The sequence below is a fragment of the Paenibacillus sp. FSL R7-0163 genome, assembly GCF_037969975.1.
Lineage (GTDB): Bacteria > Bacillota > Bacilli > Paenibacillales > Paenibacillaceae > Paenibacillus_AQ > Paenibacillus_AQ odorifer.
The window spans coordinates 1942074-1967031 of record NZ_CP150224.1; the positions used below are offsets into that span (position 1 = coordinate 1942074).

32 protein-coding genes are annotated in these 24958 nt (G+C 44.4%); 25 read left to right on the forward strand and 7 right to left on the reverse strand.

Annotation, left to right across the window (positions count from 1 at the left end; all coding sequences use genetic code 11):
• Nucleotides 1–22: 22 nt before the first annotated feature.
• Nucleotides 23–820, forward strand: a complete 798-nt coding sequence (locus tag NST45_RS08570; protein ID WP_305953805.1) for a PHP domain-containing protein — start codon at nucleotides 23–25, stop codon at nucleotides 818–820.
• 308 nt (nucleotides 821–1128) lie between these two features.
• Here the strand turns inward: NST45_RS08570 and NST45_RS08575 are convergent, their stop codons facing one another.
• The gene (locus NST45_RS08575; RefSeq protein ID WP_076100352.1) at nucleotides 1129–1353 is read right to left on the reverse strand and encodes a hypothetical protein; all 225 of its coding nucleotides are present in this window, start codon (nucleotides 1351–1353) and stop codon (nucleotides 1129–1131) included.
• A gap of 170 nt (nucleotides 1354–1523) precedes the next feature.
• Here NST45_RS08575 and NST45_RS08580 point away from each other — a divergent pair, with 170 nt between their 5' ends.
• From NST45_RS08580 to NST45_RS08610, 7 genes are all read left to right on the forward strand, one after another.
• Nucleotides 1524–2363 carry a DegV family protein gene (locus NST45_RS08580; RefSeq protein WP_036688632.1) on the forward strand — a complete coding sequence of 280 codons (840 nt, stop codon included), beginning with the start codon at nucleotides 1524–1526 and terminating at the stop codon, nucleotides 2361–2363.
• 155 nt (nucleotides 2364–2518) lie between these two features.
• On the forward strand, nucleotides 2519–3226 hold the full coding sequence (locus NST45_RS08585; RefSeq protein ID WP_170914177.1) for a response regulator transcription factor: 708 nt from the start codon (nucleotides 2519–2521) through the stop codon (nucleotides 3224–3226).
• Nucleotides 3204–4622 carry a HAMP domain-containing sensor histidine kinase gene (locus tag NST45_RS08590; RefSeq protein WP_036688628.1) on the forward strand — a complete coding sequence of 473 codons (1419 nt, stop codon included), beginning with the start codon at nucleotides 3204–3206 and terminating at the stop codon, nucleotides 4620–4622. The genes NST45_RS08585 and NST45_RS08590 overlap by 23 nt, the downstream gene beginning before the upstream one ends.
• 41 nt (nucleotides 4623–4663) lie before the next feature.
• Complete coding sequence (locus NST45_RS08595; protein WP_036688627.1) at nucleotides 4664–5770, forward strand: AI-2E family transporter; 1107 nt, start codon at nucleotides 4664–4666, stop codon at nucleotides 5768–5770.
• A 28-nt stretch (nucleotides 5771–5798) separates the two neighbouring features.
• Nucleotides 5799–6149, forward strand: coding sequence for an Asp23/Gls24 family envelope stress response protein (locus NST45_RS08600; protein WP_036688625.1), 351 nt, complete (start codon nucleotides 5799–5801; stop codon nucleotides 6147–6149).
• Between the two features lie 80 nt (nucleotides 6150–6229).
• Nucleotides 6230–6607 carry a hypothetical protein gene (locus NST45_RS08605; RefSeq protein WP_036688624.1) on the forward strand — a complete coding sequence of 126 codons (378 nt, stop codon included), beginning with the start codon at nucleotides 6230–6232 and terminating at the stop codon, nucleotides 6605–6607.
• Nucleotides 6608–6767: 160 nt separating this feature from the next.
• On the forward strand, nucleotides 6768–7784 hold the full coding sequence (locus NST45_RS08610) for a S66 peptidase family protein (protein ID WP_036688621.1): 1017 nt from the start codon (nucleotides 6768–6770) through the stop codon (nucleotides 7782–7784).
• Between the two features lie 47 nt (nucleotides 7785–7831).
• On the opposite strand, the gene NST45_RS08615 is transcribed toward NST45_RS08610, so the two are convergent.
• From NST45_RS08615 to NST45_RS08630, 4 genes are all read right to left on the reverse strand, one after another.
• Entirely contained in the window at nucleotides 7832–8116 is a 285-nt protein-coding gene (locus NST45_RS08615; RefSeq protein WP_036689115.1) for a YxcD family protein, read from the reverse strand.
• A gap of 8 nt (nucleotides 8117–8124) precedes the next feature.
• The gene (locus tag NST45_RS08620) at nucleotides 8125–8556 is read right to left on the reverse strand and encodes a hypothetical protein (RefSeq protein ID WP_036689112.1); all 432 of its coding nucleotides are present in this window, start codon (nucleotides 8554–8556) and stop codon (nucleotides 8125–8127) included.
• A gap of 174 nt (nucleotides 8557–8730) precedes the next feature.
• Nucleotides 8731–9291, reverse strand: coding sequence for a carbonic anhydrase (locus tag NST45_RS08625; protein WP_036688619.1), 561 nt, complete (start codon nucleotides 9289–9291; stop codon nucleotides 8731–8733).
• 14 nt (nucleotides 9292–9305) lie between these two features.
• Nucleotides 9306–9647, reverse strand: a complete 342-nt coding sequence (locus NST45_RS08630) for an iron-sulfur cluster biosynthesis family protein (RefSeq protein ID WP_036688616.1) — start codon at nucleotides 9645–9647, stop codon at nucleotides 9306–9308.
• A 163-nt stretch (nucleotides 9648–9810) separates the two neighbouring features.
• Here NST45_RS08630 and NST45_RS08635 point away from each other — a divergent pair, with 163 nt between their 5' ends.
• The 8 genes from NST45_RS08635 to trmD all read left to right on the forward strand — a co-directional run bounded on the left by NST45_RS08635 (nucleotide 9811) and on the right by trmD (nucleotide 15933).
• A complete protein-coding gene (locus NST45_RS08635; protein ID WP_036688614.1) occupies nucleotides 9811–11328 on the forward strand; it encodes a carboxypeptidase M32 in 1518 nt (505 codons plus the stop codon).
• Nucleotides 11329–11384: 56 nt separating this feature from the next.
• On the forward strand, nucleotides 11385–12032 hold the full coding sequence (locus NST45_RS08640) for a hemolysin III family protein (protein WP_036688612.1): 648 nt from the start codon (nucleotides 11385–11387) through the stop codon (nucleotides 12030–12032).
• Nucleotides 12033–12181: 149 nt separating this feature from the next.
• The gene (ylxM, locus tag NST45_RS08645) at nucleotides 12182–12538 is read left to right on the forward strand and encodes a YlxM family DNA-binding protein (protein ID WP_036688609.1); all 357 of its coding nucleotides are present in this window, start codon (nucleotides 12182–12184) and stop codon (nucleotides 12536–12538) included.
• Between the two features lie 21 nt (nucleotides 12539–12559).
• Nucleotides 12560–13948, forward strand: coding sequence for a signal recognition particle protein (gene ffh, locus NST45_RS08650; RefSeq protein ID WP_036688607.1), 1389 nt, complete (start codon nucleotides 12560–12562; stop codon nucleotides 13946–13948).
• Between the two features lie 54 nt (nucleotides 13949–14002).
• Nucleotides 14003–14275 (forward strand): 30S ribosomal protein S16, encoded by a 273-nt coding sequence (gene rpsP, locus NST45_RS08655; protein WP_036688604.1) that lies wholly within the window; start codon nucleotides 14003–14005, stop codon nucleotides 14273–14275.
• 22 nt (nucleotides 14276–14297) lie between these two features.
• Complete coding sequence (locus NST45_RS08660) at nucleotides 14298–14528, forward strand: KH domain-containing protein (protein ID WP_036688600.1); 231 nt, start codon at nucleotides 14298–14300, stop codon at nucleotides 14526–14528.
• A gap of 89 nt (nucleotides 14529–14617) precedes the next feature.
• Nucleotides 14618–15142: a ribosome maturation factor RimM gene (gene rimM / locus NST45_RS08665; protein WP_038572005.1), complete on the forward strand. Its 525-nt coding sequence runs from the start codon at nucleotides 14618–14620 to the stop codon at nucleotides 15140–15142.
• Nucleotides 15142–15933: a tRNA (guanosine(37)-N1)-methyltransferase TrmD gene (gene trmD / locus NST45_RS08670; protein WP_076141092.1), complete on the forward strand. Its 792-nt coding sequence runs from the start codon at nucleotides 15142–15144 to the stop codon at nucleotides 15931–15933. Before rimM ends, trmD begins: the two co-directional genes overlap by 1 nt.
• Before the next feature lie 605 nt (nucleotides 15934–16538).
• Here trmD and NST45_RS08675 read toward each other — a convergent pair.
• Entirely contained in the window at nucleotides 16539–16715 is a 177-nt protein-coding gene (locus NST45_RS08675) for a hypothetical protein (RefSeq protein WP_155288145.1), read from the reverse strand.
• Between the two features lie 205 nt (nucleotides 16716–16920).
• Here NST45_RS08675 and NST45_RS08680 point away from each other — a divergent pair, with 205 nt between their 5' ends.
• Nucleotides 16921–17151, forward strand: coding sequence for a hypothetical protein (locus NST45_RS08680; protein WP_036688596.1), 231 nt, complete (start codon nucleotides 16921–16923; stop codon nucleotides 17149–17151).
• Between the two features lie 60 nt (nucleotides 17152–17211).
• Here NST45_RS08680 and NST45_RS08685 read toward each other — a convergent pair whose 3' ends face one another.
• Complete coding sequence (locus tag NST45_RS08685) at nucleotides 17212–18162, reverse strand: hypothetical protein (RefSeq protein ID WP_076141008.1); 951 nt, start codon at nucleotides 18160–18162, stop codon at nucleotides 17212–17214.
• A gap of 412 nt (nucleotides 18163–18574) precedes the next feature.
• Between NST45_RS08685 and NST45_RS08690 the strand changes: the two genes are divergently transcribed.
• The 8 genes from NST45_RS08690 to NST45_RS08725 all read left to right on the forward strand — a co-directional run bounded on the left by NST45_RS08690 (nucleotide 18575) and on the right by NST45_RS08725 (nucleotide 24943).
• Nucleotides 18575–18865: a hypothetical protein gene (locus tag NST45_RS08690; protein WP_038571998.1), complete on the forward strand. Its 291-nt coding sequence runs from the start codon at nucleotides 18575–18577 to the stop codon at nucleotides 18863–18865.
• 147 nt (nucleotides 18866–19012) lie between these two features.
• Complete coding sequence (gene rplS, locus NST45_RS08695; RefSeq protein ID WP_036688590.1) at nucleotides 19013–19357, forward strand: 50S ribosomal protein L19; 345 nt, start codon at nucleotides 19013–19015, stop codon at nucleotides 19355–19357.
• A gap of 298 nt (nucleotides 19358–19655) precedes the next feature.
• Nucleotides 19656–20264 carry a signal peptidase I gene (gene lepB / locus NST45_RS08700; RefSeq protein WP_036688589.1) on the forward strand — a complete coding sequence of 203 codons (609 nt, stop codon included), beginning with the start codon at nucleotides 19656–19658 and terminating at the stop codon, nucleotides 20262–20264.
• Between the two features lie 29 nt (nucleotides 20265–20293).
• The gene (gene ylqF, locus NST45_RS08705; protein ID WP_036688587.1) at nucleotides 20294–21154 is read left to right on the forward strand and encodes a ribosome biogenesis GTPase YlqF; all 861 of its coding nucleotides are present in this window, start codon (nucleotides 20294–20296) and stop codon (nucleotides 21152–21154) included.
• A 188-nt stretch (nucleotides 21155–21342) separates the two neighbouring features.
• Entirely contained in the window at nucleotides 21343–21954 is a 612-nt protein-coding gene (locus NST45_RS08710) for a ribonuclease HII (RefSeq protein WP_076100429.1), read from the forward strand.
• Between the two features lie 117 nt (nucleotides 21955–22071).
• Nucleotides 22072–24261 (forward strand): hypothetical protein, encoded by a 2190-nt coding sequence (locus NST45_RS08715; protein ID WP_076141007.1) that lies wholly within the window; start codon nucleotides 22072–22074, stop codon nucleotides 24259–24261.
• A complete protein-coding gene (locus NST45_RS08720) occupies nucleotides 24258–24560 on the forward strand; it encodes an EscU/YscU/HrcU family type III secretion system export apparatus switch protein (protein ID WP_076141006.1) in 303 nt (100 codons plus the stop codon). Before NST45_RS08715 ends, NST45_RS08720 begins: the two co-directional genes overlap by 4 nt.
• A complete protein-coding gene (locus tag NST45_RS08725; protein ID WP_038571990.1) occupies nucleotides 24557–24943 on the forward strand; it encodes a YraN family protein in 387 nt (128 codons plus the stop codon). The genes NST45_RS08720 and NST45_RS08725 overlap by 4 nt, the downstream gene beginning before the upstream one ends.
• Nucleotides 24944–24958 lie beyond the last annotated feature (15 nt).

The following is a 24958-nucleotide window of genomic DNA, read 5'->3' on the forward strand; positions in this document are numbered from 1 at the left end:
GCTCAAAGGAGACGAATTAGACATGATGAATATTGATCTGCATACCCATGGTAAATTATCTAAGAAATCTACGTTTTCCCCCGAATATTTTGCGGAGATGATGTTCGAAGCCAAGGCAAATGGATTACAGGCTGTAGCATTGACCGAGCATTTTAATACTTCTAATTTCTTTGCGATGTATGATGCGCTGGATCAGACTTATCCCTATAACGGGCATTATTACGATGTGAACGGACTTAAACTGTTTCCAGGCATGGAAGTGGATATCGCGGAGACAGGTCACATCCTGTTGATCGGACTGAAGGAGAATGTTCTAGCTGTCCGCGCTTTACTAGATGAACATACACAGGAGGGGAATTTCATACCTTTTAAGCAGTTGCTTGATATGGCCGACGAACATAATCTTTGGAAAATCGGAGCCCACCCCTTCCGAACTTCTACGCCTTTACATCAACTGGATCCGGCATTGCTTCAGCGATTAGACGCTTTTGATTTCAACGCTAAGGATATTTACATGCAGGGGGTGGAGACTTATAAAAACTTGATCACGCCCTTTGCTGAGAAGCTGGGTATGCCTGTGATTGCTGGCAGTGACAGTCATCAGTGTTTGCAGTATGGCAGTGTTGTGAATCGACTGCAAGACTCCTGCTCAACTGTGGAAGAATTGAAGGAAGCTATCAAACAAGGAAACTATGTAATAGAGGTTTCTCCGTGTCTTCATACCAAAGTAAAAGCTTCGGTAATGATGAAAAAACTATTGAAGCAGTTAATTGGCGAAGCCCCCTCCAGAGATGAAGCGGAGTTAGGATATATGGCGTAGAAAGTAGAAGAGGGTTGTTCCATAAGCCATGAAATGATGAAATGGCTACTGGGACAACCCTTTTTGTTGTTCGCTGGATTTCATTACTTTTGCATGTACAAAGATAACTATCGGACACAGATGACTCTAAACGCAGTTTTATTCCAGATTTGGGATGCTAACGGACCGCATAGTCACTAATGGCACGAAAAACACCATATATGAACCTCTTTCAACGGAATAACGGCTCTGGAGTCCGAAACTCTGCTCAGAAGGCTGGGAATTTGCCAATAACGTCATCTGGGTCCTCAAATCTTAGAATGTATGAATTATCGTTTGTCTTTCGAATCTTTATTGCTGACTCGGGTGGGTCTGGTCACCCAATTCGTGCGATTCATCGGTTTTACAGTATCAATTCTTGAATTGGAAGGTTCCTTCGAAGGTTCTGTGGATTCAGTTTCAGTAGAAGCTGTACCCTCTTGATCTACGGTTTTTTTTCTCGATAGTCCTGTACCATCATGTTTGCCTCTGTTCCATACTCTTCCCTTACTCATACATACACTCCATTTCTATACGCTTATTTATAAACCATATCATATAAGGACAAGTTAAGGAAGAAAGACATAGCACAGATCGAAGAATTTTTCAAGTTATAAAGGTTACTGGAGATTTCATTTTATGGTGGCTATAATAGTACTGATATTGAAAGGAGAGTACTTATATTATGGCAATCAAGATCATAACAGACAGCGGTTCAGACCTGCCCCTTGACTACATGGAGAAGTATAATGTTTCCGTGATCCACCTACCGGTTCATTTTGGGCATGAGTTAATGCCGGCAGATACGGACACGAAAAGCTTTTATGCTCAAATGCGCGAATCCAAGGAGCTGCCTACCACAGCTAGTCCAAGTCCCAACGAATTCCTTGAGAAGTTCAAGCAAGTGGAGGAGGGAACTGACATTATGGTCATTTGTATGTCCTCTAATATTAGTAGCACTTATCAGACGGCTATGATTGCTATGGAAATGTATAAGGATGAAGGACATACCAATGCAATAGAGGTTATAGATTCCAAAAACTTCTCAGGCGGGCTGTCATTGATTGTCGGCCTGGCGGCGCAGTGGTCCTTAACTTGTTCAAGCTTGCAAGAGCTCAAGGAAAAGGTACTTCAGCAGATAGAGGAAGTTAACGCTTATTTTACGCTGGACACTCTGGAGAATGTAATGAAGGGCGGACGTCTAAGTCGGCTCTCGGGAGCCGTAGCGTCTGTACTCAATATAAAGTTGCTGCTCAAAATCAGCGAAGAAGGCACTGTCGAAGTAGTGGAGAAGACCCGGGGTCTTCCAAAAGCACTGAATCGTCTGCTTGCGCATTTGGATGAGAAGCAGCATGATTACGAGAAAGCGGTTATCGCTATTGTACACAGTAATTGTGAGAAGCTGGCACTCGAGATTAAAGAACGCATTTTACTAAAGCATCCCTTCAAAGAAGTCTTACTCTCAAGCATGGGTCCGGTAATGGGAACCTATGCTGGGGAAGGCGGAATTGGCGTAGCTTTTTAAAGTAGTGATCCTCACAATCCAGACAAATTACGATCGTACATGGGACGGTTTCCCGTGTGCGATTTTTATTTTATTCCTATGTGATAATTTAGCTATTCTTTAGATTGTGTTTAGGCTCTGTTAATAATCACAGAATATAGTTAGATGGGGGGATTATCATGTATACAATATTGATCGCTGATGATGAAGCAGAAATTGTGGAATTGCTAAGATTATATTTAGAGAAAGAGTACAACATTTTGGAAGCGAACAGTGGAACTGAAGCCTTAACGCAGGTGCAGAACCATAAGGTTGATTTGGCAATACTAGATATTATGATGCCGGGTCTGGATGGACTGCAATTATTGAAAAAGATACGCGAGGTGCATCATTTTCCAGTGTTATTTTTATCCGCCAAAAGTGAACATCATGACAAGATTCTGGGTCTTGAACTAGGAGCTGACGATTATATTTCGAAACCGTTTAATCCATTAGAAATAGTAGCCCGTGTTGGAGCACTGCTGCGGCGTGTACATCATTTCGATGCGCAAGTCGTTGAGGAAAAAGAAGCTGAACAGATCGTATTAGGTGAATTAATGCTGGATCAAAGCCAGTGTCTGCTCTATCGATCAGGTGAACCTGTGGTGCTTACTTCTACCGAGTACAAAATTTTGGAACTAATGATGAAGCAGCCTGGACGAGTCTTTACACGCAAAAAAATATATGAGGCCGTGTGGGAAGATTTCTATGTGTACGAAGATAATAGTATCATGGTACATATCAGCAATATCCGGGAAAAAATTGAGGAAGACTCCAAAAAGCCAGTATATTTAAAGACTATTAGAGGGCTGGGATACAAAATTGAAGCGCCTATGGAGCAATAGAGATCAACGACCTTTACAATCATCGCTGACGCTGGATTTTTTGTTGTTTATCTGTATTTTGTTTTTTCTCGTGATTGTATATTATTTGTTTATTAATCTTGATGTGACCCATATTTTTGAAAAAAATAAAATCGCTGATCCTGATTTGAAGGTGGAAGCTAGTGCTTATCGAGATAATCTGGAGCATGGGATAGAAACCAAACGTCTTCTGCGTAGCGGGGGATGGATCGAGGTCTTGGATCAAGACATGAAGGTCACCAAGGTTGTTGGAGAAAAAAAAGACGGTGTAACCCAATATACCAGTAACCAGCTTTTAAAAAGTTTGGAAAATGGAGAAGATCAAGCTTACTATTACTCGTTGACCACGCTAAATGCTCAGAGCGAATCGGAGTGGCTGCTGCTGAAGCTGCCGCGGGAAGCTATCACCATCACCATAAATAGTGATCCCTTCGTCGCCTACTTTAATCATTCGCTTTCATACTATGTCTTTTTGGGTGTGGGAATGATTCTTTTGCTAATTATCGTGTACAGCTATTGGGTGGCGCGGCGAATCAGGAAACCACTGCGTATCATCACGCTTGGATTGAAGCAGATGATTCAGGGGAATTATGATACTCGAATCGCTTTATATGCAGAGAAGGAATTTTCGCAAATTGGAGAGACTTTTAATTATATGGCAGATGTAATTGAAAAGACGACCAAAGAAAAACGCCAGGCAGAAGAAAGTAAGAAACGGATGATGGTTGATCTGTCCCATGATCTAAAGACGCCGATAACGAGTATACAGGGCTTTGCACAGGCGCTTGTAGAGGGCAGAGGCGAGGATGAAGAACGCCAAAAAAGATATTTAAGCTATATTTATAATAAATCCTCACAAGTTACTAAGCTGATTCAGAACATGCTGGAGCTGTTAAAAATAGATTCACCGGATTTCTTGCTACGAATGGAGCGTCAAGAACTGGGCGAATTTATTCGTGAAATCATTGCAGATACCTACGGAGAGATTGAACAAAAGAATTTTGTTTTGCATCTAAATGTTCCCGAAGAGGATGTGTTCTTGAACTTTGATGCGGAGCTGCTCTCGAGTGTGGTTCATAATTTGATCTCCAATGCACTGATCTATAATCCTCCAGGTACACATTTGCGTGTGGAGGTGATCCCTTTGGAGAAAGAAGTCACGATTGAAATCGCTGATACTGGAGTGGGTATTCCAGAAGAGCTGTGGTCCACAATGTTTGATCCGTTTGTTCGGGGAGATAAAGCGCGGACAGCTTCGGGAGGAACAGGGCTAGGTCTCTCGATAGCTATGAAAAATACAGAGAAAATGGGGGGTACGCTTCATCTCAGTCGCCGAAAGAAGGAACCTACGGTGTTCACCATCCGGATTCCGAAATAACGAGCTGGAAGACATCCAAATCAGAAGACGGGAGAGAAACTATGGCTAAACTGAACAATTTCATCAGAGTTTGTCTAGCGATCCTTTTAGTGTTAGGCATTGTATTTTTAGGCTCACGCGTAGATTTTTTATTCACACCGATCCTGTCTTTGTTCAGTGTCATTATAGTGCCTTTAATGCTGGCGGGTTTCTTTTATTACCTGCTGCGGCCACTGATCGATACCTTGGAGAAATATAAGCTGAATCGTTCTTTGGCGATTATCATCGTATATGTAGTTATTTTAGTGCTTCTGTTTGCTTTTATTATCGGTGTTTGGCCTTCACTTCGCACACAATTAGTTAATTTCGTCGATAATATGCCGAATCTCATTGCCTCCTTGAATCAACAGCTGTTGAAACTAGAAGATAATGAATTTCTGTCTGCGTTGATCCCTGCTGATGCGAATCCAGCCTCCACATTGACGGATTATTTGAATAAAGGGTTTACGCTGTTAACGAATTACGTTTCAGGACTGTTCTCTTTTGTTTCGAATTTCGCGATCATTTTGTTCACCTTTCCGATTATGTTATTCTACATGCTTAAGGAAGGTGGGAAATTCGGACGTAAGATTGTAAGTTTCTTCCCAAAGAAGTATCGTGAAGAAGGAACTACAATGATGACTGAAATCGACAGTGCGCTTAGTGGCTTTATCGTGGGCCGGGTGCTTGTTAATTTAGCCTTAGGCGTTCTGATGTATATTGGTTTCCTTATTATCGGCCTGCAATATGCATTGCTGTTGACTGTAATCGCAGTTGTGATGAACTTCGTGCCTTTTATTGGTGCGATACTGTCTAGTATCCCTATTTTCATCATCGGATTCATTCAATCGCCGTCTATAGCCGTCTGGTCCATCATCATTGTTCTGGTAGCGCAGCAGATACAGGATAATTTAATCGCTCCCTACATCTTTGGGAAAAAGCTCGATATTCATCCACTGACAACGATTATCCTGGTATTGGTTGGCGGGGATTTAGGCGGGATCATAGCGATATTGCTGATTATTCCGCTGTATATGATTGTTAAAATCGTCTTGACCAAGGCCTATTATTTGTTTGTCAAGCAACGACGGGTAGAGATAGAGGTAGAGGAGAGTCCTGATATCTCTTAAGGTAATAAAACATTATGGAGGGATTTCTATGAATGAAGGAACGGAGCAAGGACTAATTCATATTTCAGATGATGTGGTGACTTCGATCGTCGGGCAAGTGGTTCTGGACACACCGGGTATTGCCGGCATGTCAGGAAGCAGTATCTCGGACAACTGGGCTAAACGTCTAAGCGGTAAAAATGTAAAAAAAGGAATGTCCGTTGAAGTAAAAGAAGTGGATGTTGCCATCGATCTTCAGGTCATAGTTAATTACGGATGTGTGATTCAAGAGGTCTGCTATATGCTGCAGCAAAATGTAAGAAATGCTGTTGAAAATATGATGGGACTGTCTCTAGTTTCCGTAAATGTTAAGGTTGAGAAGGTCGCACTGCCATTCTAAGAATAGCCCATTTAATAGGCACCGTAATCTAGGCTTCTGCATAGAATGGAGCAAATCCATTTACGGAGGTCAGAACATCCATGTCGACATTTAACACTGGGCAGCAACAGAATGTGATTTATCAGGCCGATCCTGCTGTGATCCGGCACCTGCACGGTGTCCGTGATTCCCTACATCAATCTTGCAAGCCATACCTTAACCATAAGGTGAACGTACAGACAATAGATGGCTTTGTACATGAAGGCGTTATAGCCGGAGTAGATAATAAACACTTGTATCTGAATGTTGCAGCTAATGGGCAAATGCCCCGCGGGTTTTACAACCCTCATCAGCCTTATCATCCTCATCCGGGCCCGGGACCTGGCCCATATCCAGGACCTTATCCAGGTCCCCCATACAATAATAATGTGATTTTACCGCTTGTGTTGTTTGAACTGCTTGCTATCTCTTTAATCTAGTGCTTGGGTTTAATTGAAGAAGGACATGTGCAGGATTTGTGGTCATACGTTGACGCATCCCGCCAGGTCCTTTTTTTGTAGGCGTAAAGTATGTGTTAGAAGGAGGTGTTCTCATTATCACTTTAGGGATATAATGGGTACAAACTCTGGGAGGTGGCATATGATTAGATACCCTTTTTTGAAAAAAAATGCGACGATAGGCGTTACAGCACCTTCATCTGGAGTAGGCATTCAAAATGCAGAACTTCTTACACTGGCCTCCAGCCGGTTGAAGTCGCAAGGATTTAATGTCATTATCGGCGAAACGGCATGGAAGCAAGATAAGGCTAAATCTGCACCAGCCAATGTTCGTGGTCATGAGTTTAATGAGATGATCAATGATGACGGAATCGATGCCCTTATTCCGCCTTGGGGCGGGGAATTGTTAATTGAAGCTCTGGAATATATTGATTTTGATGCTTTGCAGGACAAATGGATCGTGGGATATTCAGATATAAGCGTCTTGCTGCTTGCGGTCACGCTGACAACCGGTCTGGCTACTGCTCACGGAGCGAATCTCATTGATTTACGGGGAGAGTATTCAGATGATACTACAGCCCTCTGGCAGGCGGTTCTAGAGACATCAGTGGGTGAGTCCATTGTCCAGCATTCATCTCTTAAATATCAGCGGGAATGGCAGCATGATGTGCCTTCGCCATGCGTTTTTCATTTGACAGAGGAGACCTATTGGAAGTCTCTAACTACAGATGCTGTAACGATGAAAGGACGTCTGTTGGGTGGTTGTATAGATGTAATTAGGCATTTAATCGGCACGCCCTATGGAAAGCTCCAGCATTTTCAGCAAGAAATGATTCATGACGAACCTATAGTTTGGTATTTGGAAAATTGTGAATTGAACACAGCGGATTTACGCAGATCTTTAGTGCAGATGAAGCTGGCAGGGTGGTTTGAGAATTGTTCGGGGATTATGTTTGGCAGAAGTCCAGCTAATCGGCCTGTGGATAACTATACTGCCGAGGATATCTATGCTGAACTTTCTGAAGAGCTTAAGGTACCGATCGTTTATGATATCGATTGTGGTCATGTCCCGCCGCAGGTTACTTTTATTAATGGAGCTTATGCAGAAATTGAAGTGGCAGATGGAGTAGGGACGGTAAAGCAATATTTCTATGAATAGCGTTATATCAAAAAGGACAACCCCTTGGGTTGTCCCTTTTACTATCATTAGTTCCCTGTATTTACAATCGCTGTGATTTCCTCATCCAGGTCCAGTCTTACATCTTCACGATAGGCGCGAACACCATATTCGCTGAGCATGTAACGCAGGATCGCTTCAATCATATTGGACTCCACTAGAAATTGACTGCGGCCCTGTACCCAAACCTCTGCAGAGTAACCGGTATCTTCTTCCCAGCTCAGTTCCACCTGAACATCCTCTGGGCGAACAGCCTTTCGTTCCGCCATGTGCAGACAGAGGGCATTGATGATCTCATCCATGCTTAGAACGATTGTAGACATTAGTAACGACCATTCTGTTCTTCTAAGCGGCGACGTTCTTTTCTACGACGGAAGAAGGACATCACGAGCATAACCAGTACATAGATAGCTAGCATATTAACGGCAAAGCCTAGGAAGTCACCAAAAGCTCCCATTCCACCAAACATTCCACCGAATAATAATCCGGCCAAACCACCGATCATCATGCCCTTCATTAAGCTGCCGCCGCTGAAGAATCCACGTTTCGTATTAGCGGCAGATCCTGCTGTGGAGCTTTTAGTGCTGTCACTTTTTTTGATGTTATTTGTTGTTGTTGATTTTTTTGGAGTTGTTGAATAGCTGCGAGTGCCGGATTTGAAACCGCCGCCACCTCGACGTGCATCGGCAAAGTCTGGAGCAGCCACTGCAAAAAATAGAGTGAAGGCCATTAGAATCATCATTACGCGTTTCATTGGTTTCATTTAGTACGAAAACCCTCCTGTGAGCATGAATTTTTGTGTATGGTCGGTAATACGCAGACATGCCCCACAAGGTTTCAATTTTATTTATCATAATTTATACTTTTATGCACAAAAAAAGCGTGGATCCAGGATCCACGCAAACAGCAGTTAGAGAGTCGTCATTCGTTACTTATACCCATCAGCGACAAGCTCAAGCGCTCCGGTTGCCGGATCGATGATCATGCCATGGATAGGTACATTAGGGGGAAGCAGTGGATGACGTTTAATCAGGTCCACAGTCTGAATTACCCCTTCTTCGACATTGTCAAACCCACGCAGCCATTTTGTTAGTTTGATTCCGGAATTCTCCAGTGTAGACAGCACTTCTTCAGATACGCCACGTTCTTTAATGGAATTGATCATATGGTCTGCATTGAGGGAGGCCATACCGCATTCATAGTGTCCAACCACGATTACTTCTTCAGCATCTAGTTCATATAGAGCTACCATTACACTACGCATAACACTACCGAAAGGCTGAGAAATAACCGCACCAGCATTTTTGATAATTTTGACATCACCGTTTTTGAAATTCATGGCTTTCGGCAATAATTCAACGAGTCTAGTGTCCATACAGGTGATGATCAGCATTTTTTTGTCAGGATAACGACTGGTTAAATAAGCTTCATAGTCCTTATTCTCTACAAAACTTTTATTAAAGTTAATAATTTCTGATACGTGGCTCATATTAGCTTCCTCCCTTAAAATCCTTGAATTGTACTTACGTTGCGCATATCTCTTACCATGATATTGTTGCCATAAATCTGAGAATCACTGACCAGCTTATAGGAAGAGAAACGTTCCTCTGCATCGAGTCGCATCTTGTCTTCATAAAAGATTTCCTGTTGCCGGCTTACGATAAAGGGAAGAGAATTCGTCTCTATCCTAGAATCGCCTTGCTCCACTTCTGAAACAATCAGTAACACATTAATTCCGTCACACCCGCAGCCTACCGTATCATAAAAGAGCTTGAAAAATCCTGGCTGATCTCCAAGCCTTTCCTTCAACTTCCTTTCTGCGAGAGGTGTAACTTGAATCATCATAGCCCTGTTCACGCTCCTTGATTTTTGTTCGAAGCATGCTCTGCTTCTTATGTAACTCATTAAATATTTAAAATTAGAGATGTAATCTCTGAAGTTGATTATACTCATTCAAAAAAGTATCATCAAGAGGAGTCTGTAAAACAGAGAAAGCAGGTGGAGTAGAATGGAACAACAAGTAAAGGAACGATGGGAACAATTCAGCGAGTTATTGGCAAAAATTAGTGGATATTCAGAGGCCATAGAATTAATGCACTGGGATTTGCGCACAGGTGCACCGCGTAAGGGAGTAGAAGTTCGTTCCGGTACGATTGGGATGCTGAGTGGAGAATTGTTCAGACTCGAGATTTCACAGGAGATGGGTGACTTCACAGCATTTTTCAGTCGTCCAGAAGTGTTGAGCCAGCTTACAGCTAATCAACAAAAGATCGTCAACGATTGCCGCAAAGAGTATGAGCGCAGTAAGAGTATTCCTTCCAAAAGATTTGAAGAGTACGCTGTCCTGTCTGCTCATTCCCAAACGATCTGGGAAGAAGCTAAGGAGAACAATGACTTTGCTACATTTGAACCTTATTTGAGCAAAATCGTAGCTCTGAAACAAGAGTTCATCGATTATTGGGGTGTAAATGGCACACGTTACGATACGCTACTAGATATGTATGAGCCTGATCTCACGGTAGAGAAGGTGGATGAAGTGTTCAGTCGCCTCCGCAGCCGCTTGGTTCCGTTAGTGGAAGCTATCGCTGCTTCACCTAATAAACCTGATACCAGCTTCTTGCAGCAGATTTTCCCTAAAGAGCAGCAACAAAAGTTTGGTAACTTTATTCTGAAGCAAATGGGCTATGACTTCGACGCAGGCCGCTTGGATGAGAGTGTGCATCCTTTTGCTACAGGGCTGAATCCAGGTGACGTTCGTATTACGACCGCTTATTTACTTGATAACGTGACTAGTGCCGTCTTCAGTTCACTGCATGAAGGTGGACATGCGCTTTACGAACAAAATATCAGCCAAGATTTAGTGGGAACACCACTGGCTCAAGGCGCATCGATGGGGATTCATGAATCTCAGTCGAGACTATGGGAGAATATGATCGGCCGCAGCCGTGCGTTCTGGCAACGTTATTACGGTGATCTACAGCAGCATTTCCCAGAGCAGCTTGCTAATGTAGATGTAGAGGATTTCTACCGGGCTATTAACAGTGTGGAAAATTCATTCATCCGAATTGAAGCAGATGAGCTTACATACAATCTGCACATTATTGTGCGTTACGAGATCGAAAAGCTTATTTTTAATGAAGGTCTATCTGTCAAAGATCTGCCTCAGGTATGGAATGCTAAATATCAAGAATATTTAGGTATTACACCGCCTAATGATGCACTTGGTGTATTGCAGGATGTGCACTGGTCCGGTGGAGACTTCGGATATTTTGCATCCTACTCTTTGGGGAATATGTACGCTGCCCAAATCTTGAATACACTCCGCAAGGAGCTGCCGAACTACGATGAATTGATTGCTGCGGGAAATCTTTTGCCGATTAAAGAATGGTTAACAGAAAAAATCTACCGTTTCGGAAAAAGCCTGACCCCTTCGCAAATTATCGAACAAGTAACAGGTGAGCCGCTGAGCCCAGATTATCTGGCTGATTATTTGGAGGAGAAATACACGGAGATTTACAAACTGTGATCCAGTGAGGTCCGCGTGGTATAATAGAAAGAAAGCTTAGACGGAAGGATATGGATATGGCAAATACTCACACCTACACCCGGAGAGAAGAAGTCGCGAATGCGATTACGCACGGGATCGGAGCTGTATTAAGCGTCGCTGCACTTGTCCTGCTTGTTGTTTTTGCAAGTCTGAAAGGAACGGCATGGCATGTGGTCAGCTTCTCCATTTATGGAACGACAATGCTGCTTCTGTATCTCAATTCAACACTTGTGCATAGTCTCAAAGAGGGCAAGGCGAAGGATTTGTTCGAATTTTTCGATCACTCCTCTATTTATCTGTTTATCGCAGGCACGTACACTCCCTTTTTGCTAGTAGCTATTCGGGGAACACTTGGCTGGAGTTTATTTGGAGTCATTTGGGGGATCGCAGTATTTGGCGTTTTCTTCAAAGCATTTTTTGTTAAAAAGTTTCTGTTCATGTCTACGGTATTCTACATTGCTATGGGGTGGCTGATTGTTATCGCCTGGAATCCTCTTTCGGCAGTTGTAGCGGACGGTGGTATGATTCTGCTGATGGCTGGCGGAGTGCTTTATACTTTAGGTACAGTTTTTTATGTATGGAGAGGGTTTCCGTTCCATCACGCGATCTGGCATGTATTTGTTCTTGCAGGCAGTGTCACACATTTCTTCGCCATATTGATTTATGTACTGCCAATCCAATAATTTCAAGCGGATTTATCGCGGAAAATATGGATTTTTAATAAAGAAAGAGATGACAAGCAAAAGTGCTTGACATCTCTCTTTCTTTTAGGTATCATAAGGGACGTTGTGAAGGTGTAAAGTGTTTTTCCTTGACGAAGGGGTTGTCCTTAATGAGTCAGGAGAATAGGCTCGAGAAAACGAATCGTATCAATTTGCTTTTTGCCTTCTATGAACGACTGCTTACAGATAAGCAGCAAACATTTCTTAAATATTATTTTCACGATGATTTTTCCTTGGGAGAAATCGCCGCTGAATTTGAAATCAGCCGCCAAGCTGTTTATGAGCATATTAAACGGGCTGAGCAAGTCCTTGAGAATTATGAAGAAAAACTTGGACTATTAGTGAAACATGAGAGTCGTACTAAATATTTAGAAGAGCTGCGCAGACTGCCGGAGAATGGGATGCTGCCTGAGCAATATAAACTTCGGTTCGCGGAGATCGTGGATCGCTTGCAGAGGTTAGAGTAGCACGAAGGGAGAAATCTGCATATGGCGTTTGAGGGTTTAACCGGAAGATTGCAGAATGTGTTCAGCAAGCTACGCGGTAAAGGTAAGGTATCCGAAGAAGACGTAAACGAAGCTATGCGTGAAGTGCGGTTAGCCCTTCTGGAAGCCGATGTTAACTTCAAGGTAGTTAAAGAATTCGTAGCTAAGGTGAAAGAAAAGTCCATCGGCAAGGAAGTCATGGACAGCTTTACGCCTGGCATGGTAATTATCGACATCGTCAACAAGGAACTAACCGAGCTGATGGGCGGAAGCCAAGCGAAGCTGGCCAAGTCGAACAAGCCACCGACCGTCATTATGATGGCGGGTCTACAAGGGGCTGGTAAGACAACCACTTCGGGTAAGCTAGCTAAGCTGTTACAGAAGGGCAATCATCGTCCGCTCCTCGTTGCGGGAGATATTTACCGGCCTGCTGCTATCAAGCAGCTGCAAGTGCTGGGAGAACAGATCAAGGTTCCTGTATTCTCGCTGGGTGATCAGACTAGTCCGGTAGAAATTGCCAGACAAGCTGTACAACATGCGAAAGATAACGGACTGGATTATGTTATTATCGATACTGCAGGCCGCCTGCATATTGATGAAGAACTAATGGAAGAACTCAAGCAGATTCACAATGTTGTAAATCCTGATGAAGTACTTCTTGTAGTAGATGCTATGACGGGTCAAGACGCCGTGAATGTAGCCGAGAGCTTTAATAAGCAGCTTGAGCTTACAGGGGTCGTATTGACGAAACTCGACGGCGACAGCCGTGGTGGTGCTGCACTGTCAGTAAAAGCTGTTACCGGTTGCCCGATCAAATTCGCCGCTTTAGGGGAGAAGATCGACGCGCTGGAGCCGTTCCATCCGGAACGTATGGCTTCGCGGATTCTGGGTATGGGCGACATGCTGTCGCTGATTGAGAAAGCCCAGGCGAACATTGATACTGACAAGGCTAAAGAAATGGAACGTAAGATGCGTAATGCAGAGTTTACGTTCGATGATTTCCTTGAGCAAATGGATCAGGTGAAGAAGCTAGGCCCTATCGATCAAATTCTTGATATGCTTCCGGGTATGAACAAAGCCAAGGGTATTAAAGATTTAAAGGTCGACGATAAGCAAATGGGACGCGTTGAAGCCATAGTTCATTCTATGACTAAGGCGGAGAAGCAACAGCCTGAGATCATTAACCATAACCGCCGCAAGCGTATCGCAACCGGCAGCGGAACCTCAGTCGCTGAGGTCAACCGCCTCATCAAACAATTTGATGAGATGCGTAAGATGATGAAGCAATTCTCCGGCATGATGGGCGGAGGCGGCAAAGCCTCCAAGAAAAATGCCATGAAGCAGCTTAAAGGTCTTGGTGGTGGAAAAGGGCTGAAATTCCCTTTTAAATGATCTTGAATGTCTGTCCAACTAATGTTGGAAACTATTATAAGGAGGTGATTTTTCGTGGCAGTACGTATTCGTCTAAAAAGAATGGGAGCGCATAAAGCGCCTTTCTATCGTGTAGTGGTTTCCGATTCCCGGTCCCCTCGTGACGGTCGTTTTATCGAGGAAATCGGTTATTATAATCCGATTGAACAACCGGCAGTAGTTAAGATCGATGAGGAAAAAGCTCTTAAATGGCTTCAAACAGGTGCGCAAGCATCTGATACCGTCCGCAACTTGCTTTCCAAAGCAGGCGTGATGAAGAAGTTTCATGAGCTTAAGCAACAGAAATAATGACTGATTGCGAGGGTCCTCTATGGAAGAATTAGTTGGAGTAATTGCTAAGGCTTTAGTGGATCATCCAGAAGATGTGACGGTACGGGCTGTGGAGAAAGAACACTTGATTGTCTATGAGCTGTCCGTACATCCAGATGATGTAGGAAAGGTCATCGGCAAGCAAGGCAGGATCGCCAAGGCGCTCCGTACAGTAGTCACATCTGCAGCAGTCAAGAGCGATAAACGCGTAACTGTAGATATTTTATCTTAAATAATGCGTACAATGAGGGGCTAGGGATAGTATATCCCGGCTCCTTTTTGTTCAAATATATAGATGAAGCTTGTAAAGGAGAGGGTTATATGACGGAAGAATTAACCGTAGGCCGGCTTGTGAATACGCATGGAATTCGCGGGGAGATTAAAGTATTATCCCATACCGATTTTCCTGAGGTTCGTTTCGCTAAAGACAAGAAACTGTTCGTCATCCCTGCGGATGGCAGTGCAAAATTTGAAGTGACTGTAGAATCCGCTCGAGAGCATAAGGGTATGTTTATCGTTAAGCTTAAGGGATATACCAATATTAACGAAGTGGAAAAGTATAAGGGAAGTTTGCTTAAGGTACCAAGTAATGATCTGGTTGATCTGCCAGAGAACGAATATTACTTCCACCAAATCGTTGGCTGTGAAGTTTATACGGATGATGCTGGAAATGAACCGCTTGGCACAATTACGGAAATTTTACAGCCAGGTGCAAATGACGTGTGGGTTGTTAAGCCTGCTAAAGGGCAAGACATCCTTATCCCTGTAATTAACGATGTAGTGCTGAACGTGGACATTGAGGCCAAACGAATTACGGTTCACTTAATGGAAGGACTATTGCCATGATCAGAATTGATGTGCTAACGCTCTTTCCGGAGATGTGCGAAGGCGTATTTAGCACAAGCATTCTTGGTAAGGCACGCGAAAAAGGGATTGTATCTTTGAATGCTGTGAACTTTCGTGATTTCTCAGGAAATAAGCACAACAGTGTAGATGATACACCGTATGGCGGGGGCGGGGGCATGGTACTGAAGCCTGACCCGATCTTTGCAGCGGTAGAACATGTATTGGGGATCGAGGCTAGTCCTTTGGAGAATGGTTCTGAATCTGCAGTCCCGACGCCTTCCTCTGTGAAGCCGCGCATCATTCTTATGTGCCCGCAAGGAAAGACGTATAATCAGAAGATTGCTGAGGAACTGGCACAAGAGCAGCATCTAATCTTTATATGTGGTCATTATGAGGGCTACGATGAGCGGATACGGGAGCATCTGGTTACAGATGAACTGTCGATTGGCGATTACGTGTTAACGGGTGGAGAACTACCGGCACTGACGGTTATTGATTCAGTAGTTCGGCTACAGCCAGGAGCGCTTGGAAATGAAACCTCTGCGATCACGGATTCGTTCAGTACAGGGCTGTTGGAATATCCCCACTACACTCGGCCAGCTGAATTTCGGGGCTGGAAGGTACCAGATATGTTGCTGAGTGGCCATCATGCCAACATCGAAGTATGGCGAAGAGAGCAAGCGTTACAGCGTACATTTGAACGTAGACCTGATTTGCTCGAAAGTGCAGAACTAACGTTGAAAGACAAGAAAACACTGGAACGTCTGAAAAATGAAATCAAGCCGGAGTAAAATTTTAATAAAACAGGCATATTTTACGTCTTTTTAACGTATCTTACGTTAAGGAGGCGTTTTTGTTATGTTTACTTAAATATAAGAAGGGCTATAATCTCGTATTTTTTTTTGCGTAATTTCCAAAACAAATGAGCATATGTGCGTTGAACTCTTCTATTTGGGGTAATAGATAGAGGTGGCGTAATACTATATGCAGCTTACGATGCAGCAAGCTTAACTATTGAAAGGAATGAACTGAAGTGACTACGAAGACGCGTGAAGAATTCAAGCCTAGCGTGGACACGATCCACAAAGAAGCGGAGCCGCTCCGCACCGTGAATGATATTATCGATTATTATACAAATCGCAAATCGTAATTCCCATTCGCCCTTTAAAGCTTGAACATATAAGATTAATAATTAAGTATGAATAAGCAAGTCCAATAAAACCATTAGAGTATAGCGAACGAAAGTTCACTACATCTAATGGTTTTATTGTTCCTGCTAAGAGAGGTCAAACCCTGTGACTCTGATCAGAATGTAAACACCCCCTCTTCAAGGAAAATTAAAAACTCTTTGGAAAGGGGGTGTTTGGTTAACTATAAAAATTCGTGGAGGCGCATTCTACTCTTTGCGAAAGAGGCGATATACTCCTGTAAGTAGAGCGTAAAGCGCAAAACATACGAGAACAGTAACTGCCCATGCATAGTTGCGAACGGTATAGGTAAGCGATGATAAAATAATAAAGATGGTAATACGCAGTACGCCTTCCTTAATAAACTGTTTACGTGCTACATTCATTCGATTGGCCTCCTTGAATGGATAGGATGGTACGGATAACAAGCCGAAAATATGTCTTTCCTTATATATAACCTTTGGGAATACAAAAAATGCAGAGAACGGAAAGTAAATATCGATGCAAACAAATGACCTATGTAACTTAGCCGTTACCGACCTGTACTCCTCACCATAGAGTATATCATTACGAATGAGGAGGAGTACACTAGTGGAGGCTTATTATAATTGCTTACGTTGTAAGAATAGAAGGGTACGTATCCTGACTACTGATGGCAGACAGCATGAAGGTGTGATTACAGATGTGGACAGATATAATGTTTACTTAAGAACAGGATCAAATGGACCTGTGCAGACTTCTGCATTTTTTGGTTACCCTTATGCTGCAGACAATATTTTAACTCTCAGCTTGTTCACGCTGTTGGCTATTGCATTAATTTAATCATGATGATGCAAAAACAGACCGTCCGCTCATCCGGACGGTCTGTTTATTAGTGGTTGGTTACTCTACTGTAATTGCGCCTATATCAGAGCTTAAGGACAACAATGGACCTCCTCCGTTAACATCACGTTTGCCACCCTCAACCCCGGTGATCTGGCCTAGATCACTTTTAGCCACCAAGCTACATTTCACGCCATCGGCTAGAACAGCATTGAGGCTACCCACATTTGTTGTCGCTTTAAGGCGGCTATCACTCTTCATTCCGGCTATATCCATGCGTATGCTTCCTGTATTAGACTCTAGAGTGGACTTACCGGTGATGTTCGCTCCTTCGATATCAATAGCTCCAACGTTGCTGACGATGCGGTAGTTTCCGTCCAGATTGCGGAGATGAATTTGTCCGACATTATTGGTGATTTGATATTCATCCATACTGGTGGGGATCTCTATAGTATAGTTAATACTAAAATCCGAATAGCCGTATTTATCTTGAGCCCAAGTCCATAAATCCTTCTTCGGATTTGATTTGGAATTTGTAGATACCTTCAAAGTATCGCCACTAACGTCTATTGAAATCTCAGCGTCATCCAAGATTTTCTGACGGTCAGCTTTATGGGCAGAGCCGTTATGCGCTAAGATTGTTGCACTTACATTAATTTGATCACCCGTAGTTGATGTAACTTCAATTTCTCCCACTGCATTGTTCATGCTAAGCACTGAAGCAGAGCCGATCTCTTTTGATAAGGATAGTTCTTTGCTAATGCTGTTTGCTTTAACTTCGTCGACCACCTTGGTAGCTGTATCCTGAACGGCTTGCTCCACGCTTGCAGCGGCTTTACCTAACTCTTGCTTCACAGCCTCACCAATATTTTGCTGCACATCTTCAGTAATATTCTTTCCTAGTTCGTTATTAGCGGATTGCCTACCCGGTAACTCTGTGCATCCTGCCAGAAGTACGATGGACAAGACGGCTACAGCTGCCATTACGCTAGTTGTATTACTCTTTTTCATTGAATAAAATCCTCCTTATTTTAGGGTATATGTGTTTTTCCCTAAGCGCTACGTTATGTACGTACTTCTGTAAGTATAGCCTACGGGGATTTATTGTAAAAACGGCTGTAGACGGGTTAATATACTGGACCAAAGACTAGGTATTTAAAAAGTGTTCACTACACTTCAAATTTCAATTGTGCTAAAATGTAATATAGATCTTACGCTGACATTAAAATGGGTAAGGATACATATAAAAAGAGCGAAGATGCTCTCATATATAATCTTCAGCAGCTACTGAAAAGCGCTTTTTAAAGTGAGATGTGCTAGGGCTAGTTTGCGAATACGATATAGACCGTTGCCTTACTTGCATCACAGGGCGGTCTTTTTATTTTCTTACCTCAATTAAATCATGAAGAGCGGAGGGAGCCAGATGCAATATGTAGTTATTTTGCTTGCCTTGCTAGCGCTGGGTGTTGTGTATTATATAGCTCAGAAAAAGAAAACAAGCAGCTCAAGCAATCCTTTGCGCACCACTAGCAGTAATGTGATCTCAATGGATAGTCATCGCAAAGCCAAACAGAGTCCAGGGGAGCAGCCTTGCTCTTCTTGCAAGAAGAAGAATGGAAAGTTGATCTTCTATGCTCAAGACAACGGAACCGTGGTCGGCTTGTGTAAAGACTGCCAGTCTAAGGCAAAAAAAAGAGATATGTTGCCGTTATAAAATAGAAAAATAAGTTGTATTAGCCCGTCCTTTATGATATTATTAACTCTGTTGTGTGGAATACGGTGGTCCGCTGCGGATAATGAGGGAGAGCTTAGATCTCTCCGGAAGAGGCAAGAACACCTGTACGGAAGGAGGAAGTCCTTAATGAATATCCTACAAGCTATTACGCAAGAGCAACTTCGTAAAGATATCCCTAGTTTTCGTCCGGGTGACACTTTGAAGGTGCATGTAAAAGTTATCGAGGGAACTCGTGAGCGTATCCAGTTGTTCGAAGGCGTTGTAATCAAACGTCGTGGCGGTGGAATCAGTGAGACTTTTACGGTTCGTAAAATTTCTTACGGTGTTGGTGTGGAAAGAACATTCCCAATCAACTCGCCTAAACTCGAAAAAATCGAAGTGGCTCGTCGTGGTAAAGTGCGTCGTGCTAAGCTTTATTACCTTCGTGAACTACGTGGTAAAGCAGCGAGAATTAAAGAAATTCGTCGCTAGAATAGTGACAGAGGAGAGGGGCTTGAGTTCAAGCCCCTTTCGCTTTATTTTTTTTTGAAAATATAAGAAAAGCATAAGTTTTACGTTATACATTATTCTTAAATTTCTCGCATAAACGCTTACCGTCCTTAAAAGGACGCTGAGGGCGTTTTAGCTTGGTATACAATGCGTGTGACATATACGCTTGGGGATAAGCTTCTCCGAAAAGGCCTCCTGAAGGAGTATCTGTGGAGGGGTTTTTGGCAGGAGTTTTTTTGTGTTGTATAGTAAGAGTAGTATTAAGAGAGGACGGTGAACTATGCAGCAGGAACAAAGCGAAACTTTGGAATCAAGCGAGCAGAACCCACGTAAACAGAAAAATGAAGTGCTGGAATGGGTCAAGGCCATTGCGATTGCTTTAGTTCTGGTTATACTGATTCGCTGGCTTTTATTCAAGCCTTTTATTGTAGATGGACCTTCCATGCAGCCTAATTTCCATACGGGAGAACGTGTTATCGTTAATGAAATTTTATACGATATAAGATCACCGCAGCGGGGTGAGGTTATTGTATTCCACGTGCCATCTGAAGGCAGAGATTTTATTAAACGTGTAATTGGTGTGGCTGGAGATACTGTGAAAGTAGAAGGAGATGTAGTTACAGTTAACGGTGAGGTTGTTAACGAGACTTACATCCAAGGCGCTATTGATGCTGCGCATAGTAACAACGCTCTGTATAATAATAAAGATTTCCCAAATGAAAAATTCACGGATGGTACTGTACCAGAAGGACATATTTTCGTTATGGGGGATAATCGCTCGGATAGTACAGACAGCCGGATGATTGGCTATGTGCCGCTGGGTGATATTGTGGGTCGTGCAGATTTAATCTTCTGGCCGATAAAAGATATTACACTGATTAACCATTAAGTTGACAGAAGTCAAAGGAGGTGACGGCAATGGCCATTCATTGGTTTCCTGGTCATATGACGAAGGCTAGGCGGCAAATCGAGGATAAGCTGAAGCTGATTGATGTTGTTATAGAGTTGCTCGATTCCCGTCTGCCGCTTTCCAGCCGCAATCCGATGATTGACGATATTTTGCGGGACAAGCCGAGATTAATTATTTTGAACAAAGCGGATCTGGCGGATCCGGAAATTACTCGGAAGTGGCTGGCTTACTTTAAGGAACAAGGGCATGTTGCCCATCCTGTGGATGCATCTACTGGAACAGGCGTCAAGGAGATTCCGGAGCAGGTCAAGCTGCTGCTGAAGGAAAAAATTGATCGGCAGATCGCAAGAGGAATGAACCCACGAGCTATGCGCGCATTGATCGTCGGTATTCCTAACGTCGGTAAATCAACGCTGATTAATCGAATGGCTGGTAAGAGTATCGCTGCTACGGGTGACCGCCCGGGGGTTACTAAGGGCCAGCAGTGGATTAAAACAGGAGGTAATCTGGAGCTTCTGGATACTCCTGGTATCTTATGGCCGAAGTTTGAGGATCAAGACGTGGGTTACCGCTTGGCAGTGACGGGTGCGATCAAAGAAGAAATCCTGAACATTGAGGACATTGCTTTTTATGCAGTGAAGTATTTGGTGAAGGATTATGGTTCCAGATTTCAAGAACGCTTTGGTATTGAGAAGCTTCCTGAGGATCTTGAGAACCCTGATGAGATCGTCGCAGTTATGGAAGCCGTGGGCCGCAAACGCGGTTGTCTGATTAGCGGTGGACGTGTTGATCTGGAAAAAGCTTCACGTGCTTTGCTGCATGAGCTGCGGGCAGGTAAGCTTGGTCGTTTTACGCTGGAAACACCTTAAAGGCGTTTAAATGAATGGGTATGGAAGAGCCATCCGGAATTTTTCGGGGGCTCTTTTTTTTGCCGATTTGGATCAAATTGGAGTGGTTATTTGTACATGACCATGTGAGCTTTACTATGGTAAGCTGACTTATGTAGTTTATAGAATAAATTATAATTGGCGGTGACAGATTCGTGAGTACGATAGATATGTTGAGCTATGAAAAAGAGGGCTGGGAACAGTCTTATCGCCGTATAGCCGGCGTAGATGAAGTAGGCAGAGGTTGTTTGTTTGGGGATGTTGTTGCAGCAGCGGTGATTTTGCCGGAAGGGCTTATTATTGATGGCGTCAACGACTCTAAGAAGCTTACAGCGAAAAAAAGAGATGCCTTATTCGAGATTATTATGGAGCAGGCGATAGCTATTGGTGTAGGTTATGTGGATTCCCGCATGATTGATGAAATTAATATTAAGCAGGCTTCTCGTCTGGCGATGAAAAAAGCGGTAGAAGGTCTTAGTCATACCCCGGACTATATGTTAATCGATGCTGAAAAAGTAGATCTTCCGTTGCCGCAGCAGGCGATCATAAAAGGGGATGCTAACAGCCAGTCCATTGCGGCAGCTTCGATTATAGCTAAAGTAACAAGAGATAGACTGTGTGAAGGGGTGTGGGAGGAATTATACCCTGATTATGGGATTGCGATACATAAAGGTTATGCGACCAAGCTTCACAGGGAACAAATTACGGCGTTAGGTCCGACACCTATGCATCGGCGCAGCTTTATTGGGAAGATTCTTGCTGAACAGCAAACCCTTTTTTAAAATATCAGAATATAAAAGACGCCAAAGGCGCTTGAGCTTGGATAAATTCACCGCTCAAAAAAGTCGGATTAATACCGATATAGTAAGAAGAGAGAAAATGGAGGGAGGAGAAACGGTATGAATATCGGAACATTGATCCGCGGATTGCTCGGGGATAATAAACCGGGAGCGGCCAAGTCTTTGGAATTAAAAGAAGGGCAAGTTGTACGTGGTGTTGTTTTGTCTGTATCGGATTCGGGAAAAGAAGCCGTTGTGCAGATTCAAGGTACACCTGTTCGTGCGGAGTTGGAAACACCACTACTGCCAGGAGAGACCCTGAACTTGCAGGTTGGAGCACCCGGAGAAGGCGGATTGCCCGTATTGAAGCCGGTCTCCCTCGGCGAAATGGTGTTAGCTACGCCGCAAAACATGGGCGAGGCGTTGGAATCGCTTGGGCTTACTGACTCCAAAGCGGGTCGGGAAATTGTGTTGGCGATGCAGTCGGGTGGTATTCCGCTTACCAAAGAGACAGCGGCGATTCTGGATGCTGTAATGAGTGCGAAACCTGCGGGCGTGCCGACCTCAGAGTGGCTTGATGCAGCTGTCATTTCTGTAAAGCGGGGCCTGCCGGTTACCCCTGAAAGTGTGAAAGGATTGCAGCAGGCGGTTTTTGGTCCGCAGCTTCATCAGCTTTTGTCAGCGCTCGAAGAACAGATTACGATTTGGGCAGGTCAAGTCGCCGGTGAAGAAACAACAACAGCTGAAGCTAAAGCTGAAATGGGTACCCAAACCGGAAAGCTGAATGCTCCTGTAACGACAGGTACAGGCGCTGTGATTAACGGGGAAGCGGTATCAGCAGGTGATGCTGATGCGGAAATGGACCAGGTGGCGGTTAAAGGGACTGGACAACCTGTAAGTAAACCTGCTGAAGGTAGCACTGGTGTTACTACTACAAGCGGAAGTGCTGCTGCAACGGGAGGGGCAATGGGAGCCGGAGTTATTTCTGACGAACCTGCAATTCCTTTGAATTCAGTGAAATCAGAAATATCGGGAAGTGCAGCTGCGAGTACAGCTGAAGCTCCTGAGAATGAAACCGGTATTGTAACTGCCAAGCCACTGGTGCCCGAAGAGGCTGGTGAGGTTGTTCAGCTCTTGAAGAGTGGAAATACTGGTGAACCTTTGGCTGGGAAGACAACTTCTACGATTGCTGCCGGGACTCAGAGTAGTGCCGCTAACACGCAAGGGGACGGGATTGTAAACAATCAAAATAGTTCTAATGGGAGCGAAACTCATGGCAATGAAATGAGTCTAAATAAAGATAGAGCGCAGGGCAGTGTCAGTGGCGCGAATACAAGCGCCACTGGATCAGCTGGTGCAGATAGCCAAGCTGCTGCGGCAAACCAAGCTGGTGCAGCAAGCCAAGCTGCTGCGCCTAGCGGGGCTGCCCTGCTCGCGAAGCTGCAGGGCGTGCTCACCGAGCTGCGCGGCAGCATGCCGCAGCTCGCGAACGTCCCGCCCGCTGACGCGGCGGGACAAGATCCTGCCCCCGCGCCGGCAGCGCCGCGCGGGGAGACCACGGCTGCTGCGGCTTCGCCGGTGCAGCCAGACACCGCCCCACCCGCGGATGCGGAGTCGTGGGTGGGGCGGGTGTTGAAGCTGCTCGGTGCGGAGCACGAGCAGCAGGCCGTGCGCGGCGGCGCTTTGCCGGCCGCGGAGACGGCGCGAGCGGCAGCGGGGACAGCTGCAGCCGCGCTAGGCAGTGTCGGCGGGGAGCAAGCTGCCGACACGTTGAAGGGCGTGCTGCTGCAGCTTATGAGCAGCAGCGAGGTGCCGCCCGCGGTAAAAGATGCCGCGAGCGGGCTAGTGCAGCAGCTGACAGGCCAACAGCTGCTGCTGAATACAGACCGGACTGCTCCCTTCGCGCAGGTTACACTGTTCTTGCCGCTGCAAGGTCCAGATGGGCAGGAAACTGCATCGGTTCATATCCAGTCCAGGCGGGGCCGCAAAGGGGAGTTGGATGCAGCTAACTGTCGATTATGGTTCGATTTGGACATGAAGCAGCTAGGGCAGACATTGGTAGACGTGCAGGTTGTAGATCGAATCGTTAGTCTTAAGCTTCATAATGATCATCCGTGGGTGCTTGAGCTGCTGGAGACGCGGCGTGATGATATAAAAACTGCAGTAGAATCCATCGGTTATCAATTATCAGGTTTAAGAACCGAACCCTTGCCAGAATTGAATTTACCTAAAGAGCTTGCTGGTTCCAATACTAATAAGTTTGTTGATTATGTTCCTGAGGCTTACAAAGGAGTGGATTACCGTATATGAATGAGCCTGTACAGCCAATTTCACAAGGGCTCAAAAAAGCGGTCGCTCTCAAATATAGTCCCGGACAAAACGAGGCTCCTGTCGTAGTAGCCAAGGGACAAGGCGCGATAGCAGACCTTATTCTGCAAAAGGCTAAGGAGAGCGGGGTTGCTGTTCAGGAAGATGCAGCCCTCGTGGAGGTTCTTTCAAAGCTTGATCTGGACCAACAGATTCCGTCTGAGCTCTATCAGCTGGTGGCAGAAATCCTTAGCTTTGTGTATCAGAGCGATCGTTCCGCTGGTGAACGGGGGCGAGAATGAAAGAGCCATATGTAAGAAAACACTATAACCGCAAAGAGAAAGGAACTGCTGCAGAGAACGGAGCTGTGCAGTACCTATCTTCTAGCGGGTATATGATATTGGAACGGAATTGGCGTTGTCGTACTGGAGAGCTTGATATCATTGCGGAGCGTGAAGACTGTATTGTTGTTGTCGAAGTTCGTAGCCGCAGTGGAGAGCTGCTTCAGGGAACTCCAGAAGAATCGGTGAATGCTCGCAAAATAAACCAGGTTCGGAATACAACACAGGTTTATTTGCATATGAAGGGTTATGAGGAACGGCGGGTTTCTTTTGATGTAATTAGCGTCTTGTTAAATGACGATCTTAGCCTAGCTTCACTTAGTCATATTCGCGAGGCGTTTTAAGAGTAACTCACTTTT